The sequence below is a fragment of the Streptomyces sp. NPDC059582 genome, from assembly GCF_042735715.1.
Lineage (GTDB): Bacteria > Actinomycetota > Actinomycetes > Streptomycetales > Streptomycetaceae > Streptomyces.
Genome location: NZ_JBHWCC010000009.1, coordinates 12429 through 35199, shown reverse-complemented (window position 1 = coordinate 35199; position 22771 = coordinate 12429). Strand labels below are relative to the sequence as shown.

The window sequence follows — 22771 nt, the reverse complement described above, 5'->3', positions numbered from 1 at the left end:
CTGACAGGAAACGTTCCTGTCGACTTCACCGTGCACGTTTTGCCCGTTCACCCTGATGAACACCGCTCGGATCGCCTTCCACCGCATGCAGGCCCTGTTCAGAAATTGGCGCGACGAGCGCTCGCATGCCGGCTTGACGGCGTGTTGTGTACGGGAGTTCAATCCGGGCGGTCGCGCAGCGCATGGCTGCGAGGCCGCCATGCCCCGTAGCGCATACGCGCCTCACCGCCCAGCCTCTCCACCACCCACGACCTGGACACTTCCGCTCCGGTCAGGCTTCATGGCGATCCCGGTCGGGTGCGGCCGGCTTGAGGCGCGTTCGCTCCGCGACATGTCAGTGGCCCATGGCACGATCGCGGGCATGACAGCGATCGACGAGCGGTTCGTTCACGAGACGGCCGCCAAGTACGGCGTTCCCGGCCCCGTCGCCCAGGAGTTGATGGCCCGCTCCCGGCCATGCCTCTATCTGGTGCCGTACGAACAAGTGCCTCCGTCCCAGCGGAGAAACGCCCGTGCCGCCGCGCGTACGGGCGGGCTCCCCGCGCTGCCGGACGGGATGGACTGGCCGGAAGGCAGAGAGCCGCTCGTGCTGAGCGTCGACTGCGCGGCCCTGCCGCACGACGACCTGGGTATCGAACTGCCCGCCGACGGGCACCTGTTGGTCTTCACCGAGATCGAATACCCGCCGGAGTCGTCCGTGGTGCTCCACATCCCTGCCGGTGCACGCACCACGGAGCGTGCCGCGACGTACGACTCCGACGGTGAGGCCATGCGGATCAGGGTCTACGAGCCGCGCACCCTGTATCCCGTGGCCGGACTTACCCTCGACAGCGACTGGCAAGAGGCCCCGCAGACACGCGCGTTCTTGGACGGCGACGGGGACGAGGAGGCACTGGACAGCTTCGAGGAAGCCGTCCTCGACGCGGCCGCCGGCGGGCATCGCCCCGGCGTCTGCGTGCAGATCGGCGGGTTCTCCGACCCGTGGGACATGGCACCGGACGGGGGCGATCTCGTGCTCTTCGCGCAGATGGCGGGGCAGGCGATCGACTACGACGTATTCACCATGAACCTGATCGTGGGCACACGGGAGGACATCGCCGCCCGACGGTACGTCGGCCTCCGGTACGAGCAACAGTGCTGAGCCAGGCCCTCGTCGACTCCGGCTCGCCGCCGTGCGCGCGTCGCCCGGCCTGCCGAGCCCCAGCCGCGGGACCCCTGTCGCTCCCCCTCTTCGCCGCCCCGGCGGCGTGCTGATGGACCCGGCGGACGGTGGCGTTCCAGCCGGGCCCGTGTCCAGCTGCCGTACAGCGTGCGGCAGTTCCCCCGCCGCGGCCTCTGCGATAGGATCACTGGCCGTCCCCCGCCTGTGGCAAGGCCACCGATCACGACCGACGCGGCGGTCCGGCCGGCTTCACCTGGCGTTGTCGAGTGCACCCAGGAGAGAAGAACAGCCGTGAACGATGTGGATGCGCCCGTTCGGGACGCGCCCGGTCCGGCCGGGGCGGGTGCCCGTCGCTCCGGTGAACTTCAGATCCTGCTCGACGAGGGCACCCGTGCCGTCGTCGAGGACGGGGATCTGCGTACCGGCCGGGACCGTTTCGCACGCGCCTACCGGATCGCCGAGTCGTCGGGCGAGGAACGGGCGATGGCGGTGGCCGCCCTCGGCTTCGGCGGCCTGTGCGTGCACGAGCACCGCACGGTCGCCGGCTCGGTTCTCCTGGAGTCACAGATACGCCGGGCGCTGGAGCTGCTGGACCCTCAGTCCTCCCTGGCGCTGCGGCTGCGCATCCGGCTGGCCGGGGAGAGCGACTACCGCAACAGCGACAACACGGCGGTACTCGCGTTGCTCGCGCAGGCCAGGGCGCAGCAGAACCCGATGGCGCGAGCGGAGGCTTTGAGTCTGGCCCATCATTGCCTGATCGGCCCGGAGCACGGCGCGCTGCGCCGGGAACTGGCCGCCGATCTGGTCGCCGAGAGTTTCCGAACCTCCCGCCGCAGCGACCTGCTGATGGGCCTGCTGTGGCAGACGGTCGACATGTTCCTGGACGGCGATCCTCACGCGGAACGCTGCCTGTCGGAGCTGCGCGGCCTGCTGGCCGAGCAGGACCATCTCGCGGTGGGTTTCGTCGTGAGCGCGATGGACGTCATGCTCGCCGTCCGCGCCGGCCGTCTCGACGAGGCCGAAACCCTGGCCAGGGCCTGCACCGAGCGCGGGATCGCCGCCGGTGACGTCAACGCCACGGTGTGGCGGGCCGCGCAACTGGTGACCATCCGCTGGTACCAAGGCCGAGTGGTCGAGCTCGTTCCGCTGCTGAGCGAAGTGGTCAACTCCCCTACGCTGAGCGCCGTGGACGACCACGCCCTGGCGGCGCTGGCGGTGGCCGCGGTGACGGCCGGGGACCGGCGGAAGGCCGTCAGCGCACTGGCCATATTGTGCGGCCACGACCTCGGCGACCTGCCTCGGTCGAGCAGTTGGATGGTGACGATGCACGGTGTCGCGGAGGCTGCCTATCTCCTCGACGACGCCGCGACGGCGGCGCGCGTCCACGAACTGCTCAGCCCGTACGGTCATCTGCCGATCGTGGGCAGTCTCGCCGTCGCCTGCTTCGGCTCGGCCCAGCACGCGCTGGGGGTCGCCGCATTGACCATGGGAGACGTCGACCGGGCCGTGACCCATCTGCGGGACGCGGTACGGCAGAACCTCGCCCTGGCGCACTGGCCCGCGGTCATGGCCTCCTGGGACCGGCTCGCGGTGGCCCTCGTACGCGCCGGCCGGCCGGCCGAGGCCGACGCCGTCCGGCAGGAGATGGCCATGGCGGCCAAGGAGGCCGCGGCGCCCCCACCGGAGACCGACGCGGCGGGCGGAGCGGATGAGCGGGCCGGGGACGGGCAGGGGCAGCCCGCGGCGTTCTGCACCCGGCTGGGCCGCAAGTGGCGGATCGGGTTCGGCGGGCGCAGCGTCCTGGTGGAGCACAGCGTGGGGATGCTCCACCTGGTGGTGCTGATCGCCAACCCGCGCCAGGAGATCCAGGCCGTCGACCTCGTGGCCGGGCTGACCGCGCTCCACGAGGCCGCCGAGCACACGGCCCTGTCCCGGCAGCCGGCGCTGGACCGGGTGGCGACGCAGGAGTACCGCAACCGTCTGGCCCGGCTGCGCACCGAACTGGACGAGTTCGAAGCGGCCGACGACCATGAGCGCGCCGCCGCCGCGCAGGCCGAACACGACTGGCTGATGAACCAGTTGGCGGGTGCCACTGGCCTGAGCGGGCGTGTCCGCCGCTTCCCCGAGGGCAAGGAACGCTCCCGGGTCGCGGTGAGCAAGGCCATCCGCCGGGCAGTGGACCGGATCACGGCAGCCGACCCGGTGATCGGTGAACACCTGCAGCACGCGGTGCACACCGGTGTGCGGTGCTCGTACTGGCCCGCCTGACCTGTGCCCGGCCGCGCGTCAGCCCCGGCTCGAAGGGCCGGGCCGGCGCTTCGACGGATCGACGGGCCGGGCCGCCCGCCCGGCTACAGCCGGAAAGGCACTGCGACGACCTGCGTGACGTACGTCCGACGCCTTCCCGCACGTGTACGGAGGGGCCGGCTCTGCCATGTCGTGCGGGCCGCCGACCGGCCCTGTCCCAGGTGAAAAACCCGTCGGGCCCGTCGGCGGCACCGCACCGCTCCTGCTCAGCCGTCCGCGCGGTGCCGTGTTCGCACGCCGCCGCGCCAGCGGGTCGGCACTCGCCGGTCGGCACTCCCGTGGACGGTCCGCGTCACAGCGCGGTCAGCGTCTGCCAGGTCGTGGAGGCGACGACCCCGTCGGCCGGCAGACTGCGGGCGGACTGGAAGGACCGCACCGCGCTGACCGTGGCCGCCCCGAAGGAGCCGTCCACGCTCAGCGCCGCCCCATGGGCGTTGAGCTGGCGTTGCAACGCCGTCACCGCGGGCCCGCTGCTCCCCTGCTGCACGGTGAGGGCGAGCGCCCGCCACGTCGCGGCTCCGACGATCCCGTCGGCGGTCAGACCTCGGCCGGTCTGGAAGGACCGCACCGCGCTGACCGTGGCCGCCCCGAAGGAGCCGTCCACGCTCAGCGCCGCACCGCGGGCGTTGAGCAGGTACTGCGTGGTCCTGACCCGCTCACCGCTCGCCCCCTGCTGGATCACCGGCCAGGCCGCGCTCGGCAACGGCGTGCCGCTGCCCGCGGGCAGGGCGAAGGGAGCGGGAAGGAGCAGCTGTGTGTTGCGGGCGTCGACGGCTCCACGGCGCTTGCCGATGCCGGCCGCCACCGCCTGGAGGTCGTTGGCGGCCAGCTCGCGTCCCAGCGCGGCGAGTGCGGCGGGGGTGCTGGTGTCCCCGTTGCACGACAGCGGCGCGTCGGAGTCGACCATGGTGGTGAAGATGGACAGGATGCCTCCGCCTTCGGCGATCTCGAAGATCCGGCTCTGGACGGGCCAGTCGATGTGCGACGCCGTGTTCACCTCCCAGAAGCCGTTGCCGATGGTGGACGGCCAGGAAGTCCTGTGGGCCGAGACGTTGTTGGTGTGGGTGTGCCCGTCCACCATCAGGATGACGTTCGGGAAGCGCAGCAGCAGGTTGCGGAGTTCCGTGCCGCCGTACGGTGATCCGCTGTCGGTGTTGTCCATGGAGTCGAGCGTGTGATGACTGCAGATGACGATGAGTTTGTCGGTCACACCGGGCTGGTTGACGACGGTCCTGGCCCGGGTGCCGTCGGAGTCGTCGAGTTCGTAGCGTGAGCTGCTGGCCTTGAGCTGGGCGTTCAGCCAGTTCCACTGGTCCTTGTCGATGGCGCCGTCGGCCCCGCCGCTGGTGTTGGTGGTGTCCAGCACCAGGAACCGGAGCATGTCGTTCGGCCCCGAGGGAATCGCGTAGTAGCCCTTGTCGCTGCCGGAGGTGAAACCGTGCCCGCGGGGAGTGCCGGTGGTGTTGAAGTGCTCGGCGATGAAATCGCTGCGCCCGAGCAGCCGCCGGGACGGGTCTGCCGTCACGTGGGCCGTCTGGAGGGTGAACTCGCCTGTCAGGACGTCCTTCAGCAGGTCCAGGTAGTACGCGGCGGAGTTGTCGAAGACGTCCGGGACTCCCTCGATCTCCGTCAGTTTGGTGGAGCCGGTGGCGATGCTCTTGAGCGGGTCGAAGGGGAGGACGTCGATCGGGACGTTGCCCTGGACGAGGGCGTCGTGGTTGCCGTAGGCGGCATACCAGGGCATGCCCAGTCCGGTCGCCGTGAACGGTCTGCGTGCGGCGTTCAGCAGACCGCTCACCACGGGAAAGCCGTGCAGGCCGTGGTTGTCGGGCGGAGTCTGCCGCGCCTCGGGATGCCAGTAGTGGGTCTCCGTCCCGAACTGGCCGCTCCCCACACTCTCGTCCTTGCCGAGGTCACCGGAGTCCGGGTGCACCGTGCTGCCGTCGAGCAGGTCGATGTACCACCGCGACTCGTTGTACTGGCAGTTGTCGACCGCGTCGCCCGTGACGACCGTGAAGGCCAGCGGCGTTCCGGTCCGCGGGCTGCGGACGACCTGCCGGACGGCCCGGCACATCGCGTCGGTCGCCTGGGTCGAGAGGAATTCGTGGGCGCGGTAGGCCGATTCGGTCGGGTACGAGTTGTAGTGCGGAGGTCCGTAGTCCGCGAGCCGGTCGAGGCACTCGACGCGCAGCGGTGACTGGTCGTCGACGATGTGCAGGTCGGACATCTGGGCGAAGGCGATCAGCGATCGGTTGACCTGCGGTGCGGTGGCGGAGACGAAGTCGTTGCGGATGATGTGCGGTTCGCCGGGGCCGGTGACCACCCCGTGGTATCCCAGGCCCAGGTCGGGGCCGATCTGCACGGTCTGGTCCAGAGTGGTCGGCCCGAGTGCGGCACCGGTGCCCAGCGGCGGCGCCGCCGCGGCAGTGGCGACGGCGCGCAGACCGCCGACGTCGATGGCGGCGGCCACCACGGCCACTGAGGCAGCGGTCAGGATCCGGCGACGGGAGATTGCCATGTCGATTCCTTCGGTGTGGGGCGTGACATGCTGCGAAGTCGTCGTTCGCCCGTTCCGCACCCCGTCGACCGCGGTGGAGTCGCGTGGGGCACGTGAGAGGACGGTCGAGGGGAGGCGGAAATCCGCGCAGGTGCCGGCGCCACCGCTGAGCGGCGGGCCGGCACCTGCGTTCAGGCGCGGGAGCGGGACGGATCGTGGGTTGCCGTGCCCGTCACAGCCCGGTGCCGGTGTGCGTGGAGCGCAGCTGGATCTGGTACGACTCCCAGGGAGACCAGGTGGTGCTGCTGGGGCCGGTCTGCGTGCAGTGGTAGAGCGTGCCCGTGTCGTCGACGGCGAACAGTTCGATCTTTCCGGCCCCGTTCCGCTCGGCGGAGACGTGGCGCATCCTCAGCGTGGTGGTGCCGAACTGCGTCGGTATCTGGGCCCAGGACTGCCACGTGCCGGCGGCGGGGGCGGTCTCGAAGCGGCGCCAGAGCATCCCATCGGGGTTGGTGCCGAAGATCGCCAGGCGTCCGTCGAGGTTCCGGGCCATGTCGATGGAGTCGAGGATGCCGTCGACCGGCAGTACCCCGCCCCACTCGTACTCCGTCTGCGCGTTGGCGACGTTCATCTTGCGCTGGATGAGCAGGCCGTCCTCCTTGATGGCGACCAGTACGGCGCGCCCGTCGGATCCGGTCTCGACGGCGAGCTGGATCGCGGTGCCGCCGAGCTGGGTCCAGGGGGTGAACCAGCCGTTGGAGGCGGTGTCGTCGTTCAGGAAGTCCTGCCAGCGGTGGCGGATGCCGTTGTCGCTACGGGTGGCGTAGACCTGCATGCCGCCCCACTGGTCCTGGACCGCGGTCGCGGAGGTGAAGCCGCTGTCGAACTGCTGGGGCGCCGTGTAGGTGCCGCTGCCCGCGCTGGTCTGCGCGCGGCGGGTCACGAAGCCGTTCTGGTCCACGGCGAACACCTCGACCCGGCCGTCCTGGTGGCTGCTGGCGGTGACGGACTGCCACCCCGGCCCGGCTGCGAGCTTCGTCCACGGCTGGAGGCCGCCGCCGACGGTCTGCTGGCTGGTGTTCCACAGGTTGCCCTGCGCGTCGGTGCCGAACAGCTCCAGCCGCCCGTCCTTGTTGCGGGCCGCGGCGATCGGGGAGCCGAGCGGGTGCGGAGCGTGCAGCGGGAAGGGCGCGGGCAGGAGCAGCTGCGCGTTGCGGTCCCCGTTGACGCCCATGCGGTTGCTGATGCCGCGGCTCACCTCCTGCGGGTCGTTGGTGGCCAGTTCCCGGGCCAGGGAGGCCAGTTGCGCGGGGGTGCTGGTGTCACCTCCGAAAGAGAGGGGCGCGGCGGGGTCCACCATGGTGGTGAAGATCGAGAGGGTGGCGGGCCCGGCGGCGGAGCCGAACTCGCCCGCGTTCTGCGCGTCGGGGCTCGCCATGATCTCGATGATGCGGCTCTGGATCGGCCAGTCGATGTGCGAGGCCGTGGAGATCTCCCAGAAGCCGCCGCGGATCGGGCTGTTGGACGGCGTCGGATGGGGGACGATCTTGTTGGCGTGGGTGTGTCCGTTGACCATGGCGATCACGTTGGGGTAGCGCAGCAGCAGCGCCTTGAGTTCGTCGCCGGTGTGCCGGTCCCCGAAGATGCCCCCGAAGATGCCGTCGTCGAGGTTGTCCATGGTGTTGAGCGTGTGGTGGCAGAAGAGGACGTACATCTTGTCCTGCACACCGCTCCGCGTGACGATGCGGTTGTTGGTGTCGATGTAGCGGGAGCTGTTGACCCTGAGCTGCTGTTCAAGCCAGTCGAGCTGGTCGGTGTCGATCGACCCGCCCGCGGCGCCGGAGCCGAATCCGTCGGTGTTGGTGTTGGTGGAGTCGAGGGTGATGTAGCGGATCACGTCGCTGGAGCCGGAGGGAATCGCGTAGTAGGCCTTGTTGATGCCGACGCCCTGGAAACCGTGGCCGACCGGCAGGCCGGCGGTGTTGAAGTGGTCCTGGATGAACGCCTTGCGTGAGAGCAGCCGTCGGTTGGGGTCCGGGACGACCCGGGTCCCATCAAGGTCCCAGGCGACCATCAGTTTGCCGAAGGTGCCCAGGTCGCTGTAGTTGTCCGGCAGGTCGGCGGAGGTGCCGGTGGTCTTGGACGTGCCGACCGTCATGCCCTGGACGTCGACCAGGTTGTTGTCGATGGGCTCGTTGCCCTGCCACAGGCCGTCGTGGTTGCCGTACGCCGCGTACCAGGGCATGCCCAGACCGTGGGAGACGAACGGCCGGCGGGCCGCACCCACCACGCCACTCGCGTCCAACAGTCCCGGAACATAGGGGAATCCGAGGCCGGAGGTGCCGGTGTACTGGTTGCCCGGTACCTGCTGAGGGGGCACCGACGGGTAGTAGTAGTGGTTGTCCGCACTGCCGCCGCTGGTCAGGGCGCCGCTGGAGAAGCTCTGGTCCAGGCCGATCTGGCCGGAGTCCGGGACGATGGTCTGGCCTCCGTCGAGCAGGTCGATGTACCAGCGGTTCTCGTTGTGCTGGCAGTTGTCGATCGCGTCACCGGTGACGATGGTGAACTGCAGCGGCTTCTTGCTCCGCGGGCCCTTGCCGATCCCGGCGATGGCCTGGCACATCGCGTCGACGACCTGGGTCGAGAGGAACTCGTGTCCGCGGTAGGCCGACTCGGTGGGATACGAGGCGTAGTGCGGGGCGCCGGCGTCGGCGTAACGGTCCATGAACTCGAGGCGGGCCGGCGACTGGTCGTCGACGATGTGCAGGTCGGTCATCTGGGCGAAGGCCGCCAGGGCCATCGTCGGAGGACCGAAACGGGACCAGAGGTCGGTGCGGATGGTGTGGGGCTCCCCCGGCCCGGCGACGAGCCGCTGATAGCCCGCGCCCTGGGCGTAGCTCGCCCGCTGCACCGTCTGGTCCCACGTGGTGACCACCGGCACGTCCGATGTGGAGACAGCGGCCGTCCTGCCGTAGCCCATCGACGTCGCGGCTTCGGCGGCGGTGCGGAAACCGCCGGCGTCGATGGCCGCCGCCACCACACCCACGCCAGTCGTCGTCAGTAGCCTTCTTCGCGAGATACCCACGCCATGTCTCCCAGGAGAGGTCGAACCCGTCTCCTCTTCCGGCGTTCCATCGCGTTCCGCCGCGTTCCACGGGGTCGTACGCCATCAGCCTGGTCAGGCACGCCCCGCAGTCCGATTCGTTCTGCCCGGGCCACGCCGTGGGAGAGGTCGGCTCCGGCACCTGCGTCCCGCTGTTGTCGGGGGACGGAGGAGATGCGCGCGAAAGCCGCCACTTGGGGACGGAGCGTAACCGCAGTCCCGGGTGAGTGACGTTCTGTAGCGGTTACCCACTTGCTGGGACTGTCGTGGGGCTGGCTACGGCGCCCTCTGGGTCGGCTCTGGGACGGGTTCCGGGGGGAGCGCGGCGGCGTGACTACGGTGGAGCGGACGGCGAGTGCGAGACGGGGAGCTTGTCCCCTCGGCAGCCGCGGGGATAGCCTGCTAGCGGCGTTTCCTGCACGCCCGACCCCTAGACCAGGTGCTCACGCCACCCGGCGCCGCAGGGGCAAAGGTGATCTTCTTGTCGTCGTAGGTGTGACTTCCTTCGTTGTCTTCCTTTCCGGGTGACGGTGACGGTCTGCGTGAGGGCTCGTGCCGGCCACCCCGAGAGGACCGACAATGACAGCGCAGCGAGGGTTCAAGAAGCTGGTGCGTGAGCGGATGGCGCGCACCGGGGAGTCGTACTCCACGGCTCGCCGTCATGTACTGGCCGAGACTGCCAGGGCGCAGACGCCCGTGATTCCCGCTGGACTGGTGTACGCGGAGTTCGGCACCGACCAGCATCACGAGGCGTCCCTGATCCGGCATGCGCTCGGCAGCGTCCACGACGAGGCGCTGGTCGCCGGTCTGGCCGGGGGCATCGGCTTCATGTACTTCGTCTTCGAGTACCAAGGCCTGCCGCCCATGCTGACCATTGTCGCCCAGCACCATCCCGAGCCATGGGTCCAGACGGCCTTGGACCGGCTGCACGTGCCGTACGACATCCAGCACAGCGCAAAGCCTCAGTGGGTCAAGCTGTGCAAGGCCCTGGACGCGGGCCGTCCGGTGTTCTGCGCCGTGGACAGATCACGGCTGCCCTGGCACGGGATGGAGCCGGGATTCGGCGCGGATCCCTACACCGTCGTCATCGCCGGCTACGACGGGGACACCCTCTACGTCGACGACGAGTCCGCTGCACCGCACGCCATCGGCACCGAGGAGTTCGGCGCCGCCTGGTCCGCCTACAAGAAGGGGCGCCACCAGATGATCGTGCCGACCGGACAGGCCACCGGCGATCCCGATATCGATGGCGCGATCGCCGCCACCGCCGGGCATCTCACCGGACCGGTCCTCGGCAACAACTTCGACGTCAACTTCGGATTCTCCGGAATGGAGAAGCTCGCAGCCCAGCTGCGTGACACAAGGACGAAGACTGGGTGGGAGCGGCGCTTCGGGGAGCCGGTGCCCTTCTTCCACGGGGTGCGCAGGCTCTATGAGTGTCTGGAGGTGGAGTACACGGCACCGGGTGCGACGCGGCCGCTCTATGCCGACTTCCTGGACCTGGCCGGCCGGCCTGATGCGGCAGCCTTGTTCCGCGAGTCGGCCCGCGGCTGGGAGCGAGTAGCCTCCCTCGCGCTGGAAACCGTGTCCGGCCTGGGCGCGTACACCGAGATCTGTGAGCAGCGGATGCAGCTGATCATGTCCCGCGGCGAGAAAGCCAGGGAAGAGATCCGAGCCCTCGGGGAGCGTGCCAACGCGCTCGCCGAGGAGTACGGGGCCCCGGACGCCGAACAGCGTAGGCACCTGTTCGACGAACTCGCGGGCATCGTCGACGCCAGCGCAGCACTCGAACGACAAGCCGTCGAACTGCTGTGACCCCCGGCGTTCCGTAGGTCGGCGATGGCAGGGGTCGTCCCGCTGCCATCGCACGTCTGCGAGGTAGAAACGTCGCCTGCGGGAAGGCCACGGCGAACAGGAGGCCGGCCAGGACGGTGCGGGCAGCCCACGACCGCGACACGTCGAGACCCACATGATGGCCGGCGACCGGGAGCACCGTGCCCGCCGCTGCGGACAGGGCCGCCCGGCAGCCGCCATCCGTGCCGGGGCCGACATGCCGCCGCGACGGTGAGGCCCTGCGCCAGGTCCACCAGCACCTCGCCGACCCGAGGACCGGTGGGCAGTGGCGGAGCCGGCCGCGAGGTGCCGCCGGCCGCCGGCCGGCGCGGCTCGTCGTCGAACGGCCCGTCAGCCGCCGCGGCTGACCGCCCCGCGGACCCCGTAGGCGGCGGCACCGGCCGCGATCACCGCGGCACCCGCGAGCACGGACGCGAGCGGCAGGGCGAAGGCCAGAACGAGGCAGCCGGCCGTGCCGACGATCGGCACGATCCGGGCCGGTCGGCCCTCGTCGGGAGTGAGGGTCCAGGCGGAGGCGTTGGCGATGGCGTAATAGGCCAGCACGCCGAAGGAGGAGAAGCCGATCGCGCCGCGCACGTCGACAGTGGCTGCCACGAGGGCGACGACGGCGCCGACGGCGAGTTCGGCGCGGTGCGGCACATGGAAGCGGGGGTGGACGGCGGCCAGGGCGTGCGGCAGGTGCCGGTCGCGGGCCATCGCCAGGGTGGTACGCGAGACGCCGAGGATCAGCGCGAGGAGTGAGCCGAGCGCTGCGACGGCCGCACCGGCCCGTACGGCGGGGCCCAGACCCGGGATGCCCGCGGCGCGGACCGCCTCGACCAGCGGGGCGGTGGTGTGGGCGAGCCGGTCGGGGCCCAGGACCAGCAGGACCGCCACGGCGACCGCCGCGTACACCACGAGGGCGATGCCCAGCGCGAGCGGGATCGCGCGGGGGATGGTTCGCCGCGGATCGCGGACCTCCTCGCCGAGGGTGGCGATGCGCGCGTACCCCGCGAAGGCGAAGAACAGCAGCCCGGCCGCCTGCAGCACCCCGCCGAAGGAGGTGTGCGCGCCCACGTCCAGGCGGGCAGCGACCACGGATCCCGAGGTGAGGCAGGCGGTGACCACGGCGGCGAGCACCGCCAGGACGACCGTGACGACCGCCCGGGTCAACAGCGCTGACTTCTGCACTCCGGCGTAGTTCACCGCGGTCAGCACCACCACCGCCGCGACCGCGACCGCGTGCGCCTGGCCCGGCCACACATAGGAACCCACCGTCAGAGCCATGGCCGCGCACGAGGCGGTCTTGCCGACCACGAACCCCCAGCCCGCCAGGTAGCCCCAGAACTCGCCGAGCCGCTCGCGGCCGTAGACGTAGGAGCCGCCCGACTGCGGGTAGCGGGCGGCCAGTCGGGCGGAGGAGGTCGCGTTGCAGTACGCCACCACCGCGGCCAGGCCCAGGCCGAGCAGCAGCCCGGATCGGGCCGCAGCGGCGGCCGGTGCCAGCGAGGCGAAGATCCCGGCGCCGATCATCGAGCCCAGCCCGATCACCACGGCGTCGGACACCCCCAGATGCCGCTTCAGCTCACCCTCGCCGGCGGGCGCCGCTGACGTGCTCAATGATCACCCCTCGACGGCGTCCCCCAGTGGGCGCCGCTCAGTGACGGCCTCCGATATAGGCGCAGGATATAGGAGGTTGGTGTCGAGTCGACGCAGGACCGTCCTGCTGTCGGTCGCGACCGGGAGCACATGGCCGACCGGAGCGGAACCGGGAGTCTGCACCGGGCCGCCCGTCGCGTCGCGGCTCCGCGCGACGCGACAGCGGGCGGCACGTCAGTTCCGGCAGGCCACGCCCACCCGCGGGCGGGACGGCCGGCGTCAGCCGGGACAGCGGGAAGACACCGGACGTCACCCTCGCCGGACCCGACCTGCTCCGCCGGAGTGCCGCGGTCTCAGCCGGCACGGTGCGGCCGGCTCCCGACGAGGTGCCGGCGGCAGCCGCCGTCGTCCCGGGCCTTGCGCGTGGTGGTGCCGTCCGGGCCTCGACGGCGCCGTCCGAGGCCGCCCGCCCCGTGGGGTCCCTCGCAGGGCGGGGTCGACTGCCGGGTCAGGACCGGTCGGCAACTTTCTCGCGCAGGGCCTGGTCGACGGCTTCGCGTACCCGCTCGTCCTCGCGCTGCCTGCGCCGGGCGCGACCGCGTCGGGCGAGAACGAACGCCGTGGCGGCCGCGGCCAGTACCAGGACGACGAGCACGAGGAGCGACCAGGGGACGGCCCAGCCGTGCGCCGTGGCGCGTACGGGGGCGAGCGCGGTGGTGGATCCGGCCGCGTCGGTGATGAGCGGGGTGACGGTCGCGGTGGCGGTGAGGCGGACCGCCGGGGTGACGTCGTGGATCGGGACCGTGACCTTCCACTGCTCGCCGGGCAGCAGTTCCGGCGGCGCTGCGACCCGGCCGGCGTCGACGCTCAGCGTCCCGAAGGGGCCGGTGAGGGTGACCTTCTGGGCACCCGAGAGCACGGCGTTGCCCGTGTTGTGGAGGGTGTAGGTCACCGTGGCGTCGCCCTGGGCGAGCGGGTTGGCGGTGCCGTCGTAGCCGACGCTCAGATCCTCCACGGCGAGCGTCGGCCGCAGGGCTCCGCTGACCCGCAGCTTGATCCGGATGCCGAGGCGGCGGTCGACCGCGATGCCCTCGACGTCGTCGGACTGCTTGAGCGAGGTGAGGATGCCCCCCACGTAGTCGCCGGGAGTGGCGTTGCGCGGGACGGTGACGGTGAACGGTACTGCGACGCTCTTGCCCGGGGCGATCAGGACGCTGTCGTGGGTGGCGTGGACCCAGGTGCCGATGCCGCGGGACTTCTTGTCCTGGGTGAGGAGGTCGAGTTGTCCCTTCTGGGTGGTGAAGCCGTCGGCGGCGTAGACCGCGAGCCGCAGCGGGGCGGTGCCGTGATTGGCGACGACCATGGCGTCCTCGACCTCACCGCCGGGGTTGACGCCGTAGTTGAAGCTCGACCGGTCGTCTCCGAAGCCGTTCGCGGCCGTCCGGACGGTCCACGTGACGTCGCCGTCGGCCGCCCGGGCCGGTCCGGTGGATACGGTGACGAACGCCAGGGCCGCGGACAGGGCGAGTACGACGGTGCGGACAACGGCTTTGGTGCTGCGGCGAAGTGGTGCCACTGCGTGCATCTCGGGGTCTCTCTCGGAACGGTGGCGGGGCGGAGTCCGACAGGCCGGAGCCGCCCCGCCGGTGGAGCGGGATCGGTCAGCTGCTCAGCGCGGTGATCGTGAGGGTCGCGCGGTAGCCGCCCTTCTGGACGGAGTCCGGGATCTTGAGGTCCAGGTCGGCGCCCAGCTTGGCCGTTCCCCGCGGGTGGCCCTGGTCGGCGGAGCCGAGACCCCTGGAGACCGCCAGACCCTGACCGTTGTCGTCGTAGCCGGAGGCCACCGACGAACCGGCCTTGGCCCCGGCGCCCTCGTCGAGGACGTAGGGCGTCCAGCCGAGGTAGGAACCGGCGAACATCTTGTCGGCGTCCTTGAACTCGCTCACGTTGGCCGAGACCGACCACGGGGAGAGCGAGCGGCGGGTGTCCGACACCAGGATGGGGTTGATCTTGCCGGCGGCGGTGAAGTGGTCGCCGGTCATCTCCCTGGCGGTGCCGAGGTCGACCAGGCCGTTGTAGCCGTCGATGGTCCAGCCGAACTCGCCCGGAGCCGGGTTCGGCACGTTGACCTGGAGGGACTGGCCGTCACCGTTGTACGGGTGGACGCTCACCTTGTCGACGACCGAACCGACGGGCTGACCTGCGGCGGTGTTGTTGCACCAGTCGCCGTGCGAGACCGCGGAGTTGGGGGTGTCGCAGGTGCCGCTGCGGAGGTTCTCCACGACGAGCTTGTCCTTGCGCACCTGGACCTTGACGTAGGTGCGGACGTGCTCCTGGTTCTGCACCGAGTTGTACCAGTAGCTCTTCGGGTTCAGCGGGTCGGCGCCGTTGCCGGCACCACTGGTACCGCTGGAGTCGGGCGCCGTGATGTCGTAGTACTTCGAGCCCGAGGCGGAGTTGGCCGTGACGTAGAGGACGCCACCGGGGCCGGGGTAGACGTCGGCCGCGCCCGGCTGCTCCTTCGGGTCGGCCTTCTCACCGTTCTTGATGAGGTAGCTGCGGGAGTAGCTGTGGTCATGGCCCTGGAGGACCAGGTCGACGCCCAGCTTGGAGAAGGTCGTGGGGAAGTCGACCCGGCGCGTCTTGTTGTCGCCGTCCTTGGCGTGGGCGGCCGGCGAGTAGATCGAGTGGTGGTAGACGAGTACCTTCCACTTGGCCTCGGAGCCGTGCTGATTGATGACGTCCGTGACGTACTTGGTGTGCGCCGCGTCGCCCCCGCCGCCCTGGGAGGTGGCGTAGCTGTTGCTGTTGAGGTCGATGAACAGCACATCCTTGTAGATGTACCAGTAGTCGCCGCCGGAAGTGTTGGAGGCCGGGTTGCCGTTGGCGTACAGCGAGCCCGAGCGGTCCGTGTTCGGCGTCGAGAAGTGCTGCTCGTAGGCCTTGCCGCCGACGTCGTGGTTGCCGATGGTGGCCGCCCACGGGTACTGGCGCAGTTGGTCGGGCGCCAGGAAGGAGTTCCACTGGGACTCGGTGTTGGCGGTCTCGACCTGGTCGCCGCCGGAGACGAGGAGTTCGGCGTTCGGGTTGGCCTGCGTGGCCACGCCCAGGGTGTCCTGCCAGCCCGCCTGGTCCTGCGCGAGGTCCCCGGAGGAGCCGATCTGCGGGTCGCCCAGGAACAGGAAGTCGTAGTCGCCCTCGAAGTCCTGCGTCTTGAAGGAGTACGCGGTGGACCAGTTGCCCTCGGTACCGACGCGGTAGGAGTAAGTGGTGTTCTCCTTGAGGCCGGTGATGGTGGCGTGGCGGTTGTAGCCGCCACTGGTGGCGATGTTGGCTGCGCCCATCGCGTCGAAGGTCACCGCGTCCGCGGGGAACTCGCCCGCGACGAGCCGCGCGGTGGGCGCGAGCTGGACCCGCTGCGCGGTGTCGGTGGAGGAGTACCAACTGACCGTTCGCTGGGTCTCGTTGGCGCCGACACCCAGGACGATGCCGGAGAGGGTGGAGTCGGCCGCGGCAGCGGGCGAGGCCAGTCCGCCCGCGAAGGCCACGGTCAGGCCGAGGAAGGCAGCGGAGGCTCCGGTCGCCACGCGGTGCCGCACAGGACCGCGGACCTGCTGGGAGTGGTTCGGTCTCATGAGGTTTCGATTCTTCTGTGTGCATGCAGTGCACATTCAGTGGAGATCGCCAAGCTTTCGACATCAGATGAACGGCGCTTGAATGCGATCTTGGTGCGGCCTGAATATCGCTGTCGGCCAAGCGCCACTACAGTCCGAACGCGCGCTGCACGAACCAGACAAGACCCATGGCGGCCACTCCCCCCGACAGCACACCGGTGACCCACAGCGCGGCACGTGGCGAGTGGCGCCTGAGCAGCAACAGCAGCGGGAACACCGCCGCGATGACAGCGAGCTGTACGGCTTCGATGCCGATGTTGAACACCAGGAGCGACCACAGCAGAGTCCACGACCAGGCGGCCTCGATGCCGAGCGCGCCCGCGAAGCCCAGGCCGTGCACCAGGCCGAAGCAGAACACGACACCCAGCCTGGTCCAGCCGGCGCGGTCCAGGGCGAAGCGGTTACCGGCCGATGGTTCCAGGTCCGTGACATGGGTGCCGCGCCCGCGGATACGCCACAGGTGCCAGCCGGCGACCACGGCGATGGACAGAGCGATGACGGGTTCCACCAGGCGCCCGGGAACGTCGACGAGGCCCAGCGCGGCCAGCAGGAACGTCACCGAGTGGGCCAGCGTGAAACTGGTGGCCGCCAGGACGACTTCACGCGGCCGCCGAGATCCGGCGATGAGGGCGAGCAGGAACAGGATGTGGTCGGTACCGGTCAACAGGTGCTCGGCGCCGAGGCGGAAGAACTCCCAGAAGCGCTGCGTCCAGGGCTGGCCGATCGAGAAGGACGGGTGCCCGGCGTCGAGGGCGGCGCTGCCGGTGTGGCCGCCGACGGCATAGGTCACGATCGTCTTGACGCCCTTGACGTAGCCCTCGGAGTCGGGGAAGAGCCGGCTGTGGAGCTCATGGTCGCCGGAGCCGTGTTCGGCACACGTCCAGTCGAGAGTCAGCAACGCGTAGGGCACACCCTCCTCCCGACCCATCCGGAACGCGCCGGCCGGAGACGCCTCGCAGGCGCTTCCGGCCGCGGTGACCGTGAGACGCCGGGTGATGTAGCCGACGGCCGCAGCACGGTGGGTGTTGAGCGCCGCGGCCTCGGCAGCGGTGTCCCCGGACTCGAACGCGTCGGTTCCGGCACGGAAGAGGGGATCGTCGGAGACGGCGTCCGCCGCCGAGACGACGAGGAGGTCGTACTCCAGCTTCAACTCGGTCCGCAGAGGGCCATCGTCGTCTGCTGTGACATGCGCGTAGACAGTCGAAGTGAAGCCATGAGCGGCGGCGGGCCGAACAAGGCTCAGAAGGAAGAAGACCGCCGCGGCGAGAGCGAGCAGAGGGCGGCGGACACGCTGTGACATGGGGCTCCTTGAGGTTGCCCGTGCACCGTGCTGGTCGTGGGTGAACCGGAGTTGCCCCATCGGCGAATCATGAGAAAACAAATGTTCGATGGATGGTCGGCCGATGGAGATCGTGTGGAACGGCGGCGCAGGATGAGGAAACAGCCGCTCCGTACCGGCTCCGTCGTGCACACCGTCGGGCCGCGGACCGGCGCCCCGTCGCGCCCCGCGGCGGCCTCACGCCCGGAGGACGATCGTCTTGCACCGCCCGCTCTTCACCGCCGCCCTGGCGGTGGCCGCCGTGCTCCTGACCGGATGCGCTTCGGGTGACGACTGGTCGGAGGGACCGCACCCCCGCCCCTCCGCCGTCGGCGAACTGAGCGCGGGCTTCCTCGGCCCGGACACCTCACCCGCACCGGAGTCGACCGTCACTCCGAGCCCCGGTTCCTGGTCCCGGGTCCACCCCTCGGACGGCATCCGCGTCGTCCTGCTCACGGCGGGCCATGACCGACCCACCAAGACCCTGGTGACGGCTGTACAGGAATGGGCGCAGGACGAGGACGTCGACCTGCGGACCGTGACCGCGACCGACGCCGGCGACCTCGTCCCCGCCATCACCAGAGCGATGGACATGCACCCTGACCTCGTCGTCAGCGCGGGCAACGACCTCATCGACCCCTTGGCGGCGGTCACCCCCAACCATCTCGCCCAGCAGTTCCTGGTGGTGGGCGCGGAACTCGCCGAACCCACCCAGAACGTGACGGCGGTCGACTGGTCGGGGGCGTCGTTCCGCGGCGAAGGACTGGGCATGTCCTCCACGTATGACGCCTCCTCCTTCACCGCCGCGCGCTGTGCGGCCGCCGTCCGGGCGGGCACGGCAGCGGTGTTGGCGCGGCACACCGGGATCGTGCTGTGGCTGGAGGACTTCTAGGGACTGCGCGGGTGCCGGCGACATACGGCGGACGGTGGCCCGACAGTGCGTCGACGGCCTTGTCGAGTCGGTGATCGAGATGGCCGGGGAGCCTGGTGCGGTGGGGGGAGGGATCCCCGCGAGGCGCGGTGTCCGGGCCCCGACACCTGCGCAGTGTGGGCGGGGGCGGCCCAGGCCCCACGCCCCACGCCCCAGGCCCCACGCCCCACGCCCCACGCCCCACGCCCCACGCCCCACGCCCCACGCCCCACGCCCCACGCCCCACGCCCCACGCCCCACGCCCCACGCCCCAGGATCGAGGCTCCCCGCCAAGAACCTTGATCGTTGCACCCGAACCTTGGTGATCGGTGAGTACGACCGCGCGGCCCGTTCCGTACCCTGGCGGCATGCGCATGCGTCCCACTCTGAGCTGGACCCCGACCGAGGACCTGCCGCCGGGCACCACGAATCCGGAGCCGGTCGCCGAGGCGCTGCGCACCGGCGGCGTGCTGGTGCTCAGCGGGGCGGGCATCTCGACGGAGTCGGGCATCCCCGACTACCGGGGCGAGGGCGGGAGCCTGAGCCGGCACACCCCGATGACCTACCAGGACTTCACCGCCAGTGCGCAGGCCCGGCGCCGGTACTGGGCGCGCAGCCACCTCGGCTGGCGCACCTTCGGCCGCGCACGCCCCAATGCGGGACACCGTGCCGTCGCCGCGTTCGCGCGGTACGGCCTGCTCTCGGGAGTGATCACCCAGAACGTCGACAGCCTGCACCAGGCCGCCGGCAGCGAGAGTGTCGTGGAACTCCATGGAAGCCTGGACCGGGTGGTCTGCCTTTCGTGCGGCACCTTCAGCCCGCGCCGCGAACTCGCCCGGCGGTTGGAGGAGGCCAATCCGGGCTTCGAGCCGGTAGCCGCCGGGATCAATCCGGACGGTGACGCCGATCTGGTCGACGAGCAGGTCGGAGACTTCCGCGTGCTGCCCTGCACGGTGTGCGGCGGCATCCTCAAACCGGACGTGGTGTTCTTCGGCGAAGCCGTTCCGCCGCAGCGGGTGGAGCACTGCCGCACGCTGGTCCGCGAGGCGACTTCACTGCTGGTTCTGGGCTCCTCGCTGACGGTGATGTCCGGGCTACGGTTCGTCCGCCAGGCGGCCCAGTCCGGAAAGCCGGTGCTGATCGTCAACCGGGACCCGACCCGGGGCGACCCACATGCCCTCACCCGGGTCGCGCTCCCGCTGGGACCAGCACTCACCACTGTGGCCGACCGACTGGGCATCCCGGTCCAGGACTGACAGGCGGTCCGGGCGACATGGTGACGGCGGTGGGGCGTCGGCATCGTTCACGGCACCGGTCCACTACCGGCAAGCCGCGCTCGTCGTCAGTGAGGGAAGTCGGAACCGAAGAGTGCGCCCGGCACGGGCGCGGCGAGCGTGCCCGGTCCGAAGCTCACCGAACCGGTCGTGGAGACGCCTGAAGCGCTGACGGGGAAGACCCAGATGGCGCCCGATCCGCTGTTCTCCCGCGGCGCCGAGACGGCGACATGCCCGCCGACCAGGGCGGTGCGGCTGCCGAACCGGTCACCCGTCTCAGCGGTACCGGGCACTCCGGCCGTGTTCTGGCTGACGACCTGGGACCCCGCGCCGGTGAGACCCGCCCCGCTCCCCTTGAGGACCACGAAGGTGCCCGCGTCGGTCTTCCCGGCGTGATCCTCGCCGGGAACCCCTGCGACGACGTCGGCGCAGCCGTCGCCGGTGACGTCCCCGACGGAGACCGCCGTACCGAATCCGTCGCCGCTCTCCCCTGTCCCCGGGACGCCCGGAGTGTTCTGGCCGATCAGCGTCGCCCGCGCCGCCAACCCGTTCGCCGTGCCGCGCACCACACCCACGAGACCGCCGCCCGCCGCCGTACTGCGGCCGAAGACGACGTCCTGTCGGCCGTCGCCGTTGACGTCGCCCATGGCGATACTGTCCGCGGACGCGGTGTCCGGGTGGGCGATGAAGGGCCCTGCGACAAGACCACGCCTGGTGCCGCGCAGCAGCTGCAGACGGGGCGGCGGGAGCACCCCCGCGCTGTCCGCGTTCTTCGAACCGGCGCTGACGACCAGGTCGGTGATGCCGTCGCCGTCCACATCGCCCGCTTCCATCGCGAAGACCTGGACGGCCGGGTCCACGAGAGGCCCGGTACGGGCCGCTTCACCGATGCGGCTGAACGGCCCGTACCGCATCCGGTCGGCCGTCGCCAGGTCCAGGTGGCCGTCCCCGTCGAAGTCACCGGACCGGAGCGACGACCTGCCCTGACCGAGAGTGGTGGCGGTGACGAGGCCGCCCACGCCTCCCCACAGGACGGTGTACCGCCCGACGTCACGGGCACTGCCGACGTCCTCACCCGGGGCCCCGACGACGAGGTCGGTGAAACCATCGTCATCCAGGTCGGCCGCCGTCAGGCTGCTGCCGAAGCGGTCACCCGCCTCCGCCGTGCCTGGTATCCCGTATCGGTCCTGGCTGATCACCTGGCGCTTGACCCCGTCGGGGCCGTCCGCCATGCCGTAGACGACCGCGAAGTACCCGGCGCCGGACCGGCCGTTCACCCTGCCGCCGGGAGCGGCGATGGCCACGTCGGCGTATCCGTCACCGTCGAAGTCGGCCCGCGCCGATCCGCCGACGTCAGCGGCGAGGACACCCGCGGGAGCGGCTTCGGCGCGGGACGCGGCAGGGGCCGCCGCCGCGGTCACGGCGACGACGGCCGCCGCGGTGGCGACGGACAGGTGCAGTCTCCGGGATGACACAGCAAGCCCCCTGGACAGGCGAGTCGATGACCGTGCGCCTCACGCGCCCGGCGACCAACAAGACCCGCACAGGACTTCAATGGTTGTACGCCTTCGCGTCATCTCTGGTTCACCCTCGGTGGGGCCATGTCTCAGCGGAACATTGCCGATCCCGCTGCTCGTGTCACAACCGGGGATGCTGTCCGGTCTTACCGAGTGCGGGTCGCGTCACTCTGTTCCCTCAGATGATCGTCGGCCTCGCGGCTCCCAGGAGCAGCAGACACTCACCCGGGCCACGCCAAGGAGAACAATCATGATCACGCCTGTCGTCTCGATCGCCTACCACTCCGGTTACGGCCATACCGCCGTCCTCGCCGAAGCCGTGCGGGCGGGCGCCTCCGAGGCCGGCGCCGTCGTCCACCTGGTCAAGGTCGACGAGATCACCGACGAGCAGTGGGGGCAGCTCGACGCCTCCGACGCGATCGTCTTCGGTTCGCCGACCTACATGGGCACGGCCTCCGGCGCCTTCCACCAGTTCGCCGAGGCCACCTCCAAGCGCTGGTTCGTCCACTCCTGGAAGGACAAGCTCGCCGCCGGGTTCAGCAACTCCGGCGCCAAGAGCGGTGACAAGCTCCACACACTCCAGTACTTCGCCGTCCTCGCGGCCCAGCACGGCATGACCTGGGTCAACCTCGGTCTGAAGCCCGGGTGGAACAGCTCCACCGGCTCCGAGAACGACCTCAACCGCCTCGGCTTCTACCTCGGCGCGGGCGCCCAGACCGACACCGACCACGGCCCCGAGGAAGTCCACAAGGCCGATGTCGCCACCGCCCAGCACCTCGGCCGGCGAGTCGCCGACCAGGCCCGCATCTATGCCGCCGGACGCGCAGCCGTAGCCGTCTGACCCAACCGCCCTCCGCCGGCCTGTCGTATCAAGGTCCCAAGGCCCACCACGACGGGTCGCGGCCATGCGCGGTGGCCGCGCAACTCGATGCGCGGCCACCGCGCGGGCTGGGCGCTCCGGAGTGGTCAGGGACTGTCGCCGGACCAGTCGAAACGGCCTGTGTCGCCGGGACACGGGTCATACAGTGCACGGCCGCCCGCGCCGAACCGACCGAGTTCGGTGGACAGAGCAGCGCCGGCGGCGAGTTCGTCGGGCGTCCAGTCGGTCACGTCCAGGAACAGGCCGTCCAGCGGGCCGCCGGCCAGTTCGACGTAGGTGCGCCCAGGGCGTGGGCCCGGGTCGGGATCGTCGTGGTCGTGGCCATAGACACGGCCGCGCAGTAGCTGCTCATCACCGTTCACATACTTCAGCCTGCCAGCCACCACCGACAACGGGCCTTGGCCGCCGTGGTCAGGCCGATGGGACAGTGACCGGAGCGCAGGAGACGGCTTGTCCCGCAGGATGGCGAGCGCTCGGGCGTCCTCGCCCGGAGGCAGGAGATCCTTCTCCGGCCGGGCGAGCAGCAGCCGGGGCCCGCTATGGCGTGGTCGGCGCCCTCGGCCGTGGGCGCGGCGCGACGGGTATTTGGCCTCGACGACGGTCAGGGTGGACCGGACGGGGTACTGGACCGCAATGCGGCAGCCGGTGACGCTGATCCTTCTACGTCCCCGATCCGGCGGTGGGAACCGGGTCTTGA

14 protein-coding genes are annotated in these 22771 nt (G+C 70.6%); 6 read left to right on the top strand and 8 right to left on the bottom strand.

From position 1 onward, the window contains the following. Positions 1–361 precede the first annotated feature (361 nt). Both ACFV0T_RS10805 and ACFV0T_RS10800 read left to right on the top strand, forming a co-directional pair. Positions 362–1141: a DUF1963 domain-containing protein gene (locus tag ACFV0T_RS10805; protein ID WP_385776733.1), complete on the top strand. Its 780-nt coding sequence runs from the start codon at positions 362–364 to the stop codon at positions 1139–1141. A 312-nt stretch (positions 1142–1453) separates the two neighbouring features. Continuing rightward, positions 1454–3430, top strand: a complete 1977-nt coding sequence (locus tag ACFV0T_RS10800) for a hypothetical protein (protein WP_385776731.1) — start codon at positions 1454–1456, stop codon at positions 3428–3430. A 331-nt stretch (positions 3431–3761) separates the two neighbouring features. Here the strand turns inward: ACFV0T_RS10800 and ACFV0T_RS10795 are convergent, their stop codons facing one another. Further along, positions 3762–5987: a TIGR03767 family metallophosphoesterase gene (locus tag ACFV0T_RS10795; protein ID WP_385776729.1), complete on the bottom strand. Its 2226-nt coding sequence runs from the start codon at positions 5985–5987 to the stop codon at positions 3762–3764. A gap of 211 nt (positions 5988–6198) precedes the next feature. Continuing rightward, positions 6199–9012, bottom strand: a complete 2814-nt coding sequence (locus tag ACFV0T_RS10790; RefSeq protein ID WP_385776727.1) for a TIGR03767 family metallophosphoesterase — start codon at positions 9010–9012, stop codon at positions 6199–6201. A 636-nt stretch (positions 9013–9648) separates the two neighbouring features. Here ACFV0T_RS10790 and ACFV0T_RS10785 point away from each other — a divergent pair. Continuing rightward, positions 9649–10884, top strand: a complete 1236-nt coding sequence (locus tag ACFV0T_RS10785) for a BtrH N-terminal domain-containing protein (RefSeq protein ID WP_385776725.1) — start codon at positions 9649–9651, stop codon at positions 10882–10884. A 369-nt stretch (positions 10885–11253) separates the two neighbouring features. On the opposite strand, the gene ACFV0T_RS10780 is transcribed toward ACFV0T_RS10785, so the two are convergent. The 4 genes from ACFV0T_RS10780 to ACFV0T_RS10765 all read right to left on the bottom strand — a co-directional run bounded on the left by ACFV0T_RS10780 (position 11254) and on the right by ACFV0T_RS10765 (position 17475). Further along, complete coding sequence (locus ACFV0T_RS10780; RefSeq protein ID WP_385776723.1) at positions 11254–12522, bottom strand: APC family permease; 1269 nt, start codon at positions 12520–12522, stop codon at positions 11254–11256. A gap of 487 nt (positions 12523–13009) precedes the next feature. Next, positions 13010–14086 carry a WxL protein peptidoglycan domain-containing protein gene (locus tag ACFV0T_RS10775; RefSeq protein ID WP_385776721.1) on the bottom strand — a complete coding sequence of 359 codons (1077 nt, stop codon included), beginning with the start codon at positions 14084–14086 and terminating at the stop codon, positions 13010–13012. A gap of 76 nt (positions 14087–14162) precedes the next feature. Then, positions 14163–16136: a fibronectin type III domain-containing protein gene (locus ACFV0T_RS10770; RefSeq protein WP_385776719.1), complete on the bottom strand. Its 1974-nt coding sequence runs from the start codon at positions 16134–16136 to the stop codon at positions 14163–14165. Between the two features lie 127 nt (positions 16137–16263). Then, the gene (locus tag ACFV0T_RS10765) at positions 16264–17475 is read right to left on the bottom strand and encodes a HupE/UreJ family protein (protein ID WP_385776717.1); all 1212 of its coding nucleotides are present in this window, start codon (positions 17473–17475) and stop codon (positions 16264–16266) included. Positions 17476–17713: 238 nt separating this feature from the next. Between ACFV0T_RS10765 and ACFV0T_RS10760 the strand changes: the two genes are divergently transcribed. Together ACFV0T_RS10760 and ACFV0T_RS10755 are read left to right on the top strand one after the other, a co-directional pair. Beyond that, entirely contained in the window at positions 17714–18385 is a 672-nt protein-coding gene (locus ACFV0T_RS10760) for a hypothetical protein (RefSeq protein ID WP_385776714.1), read from the top strand. A gap of 386 nt (positions 18386–18771) precedes the next feature. After that, positions 18772–19659, top strand: a complete 888-nt coding sequence (locus tag ACFV0T_RS10755) for an NAD-dependent protein deacetylase (RefSeq protein WP_385776712.1) — start codon at positions 18772–18774, stop codon at positions 19657–19659. Positions 19660–19745: 86 nt separating this feature from the next. Here the strand turns inward: ACFV0T_RS10755 and ACFV0T_RS10750 are convergent, their stop codons facing one another. After that, complete coding sequence (locus ACFV0T_RS10750) at positions 19746–21152, bottom strand: FG-GAP-like repeat-containing protein (RefSeq protein ID WP_385776710.1); 1407 nt, start codon at positions 21150–21152, stop codon at positions 19746–19748. 292 nt (positions 21153–21444) lie between these two features. Here ACFV0T_RS10750 and ACFV0T_RS10745 point away from each other — a divergent pair, with 292 nt between their 5' ends. Then, a complete protein-coding gene (locus ACFV0T_RS10745) occupies positions 21445–22035 on the top strand; it encodes a flavodoxin family protein (protein ID WP_385776709.1) in 591 nt (196 codons plus the stop codon). Between the two features lie 125 nt (positions 22036–22160). Here ACFV0T_RS10745 and ACFV0T_RS10740 read toward each other — a convergent pair whose 3' ends face one another. Then, complete coding sequence (locus tag ACFV0T_RS10740) at positions 22161–22436, bottom strand: hypothetical protein (RefSeq protein ID WP_385776707.1); 276 nt, start codon at positions 22434–22436, stop codon at positions 22161–22163. Positions 22437–22771: the final 335 nt, after the last annotated feature.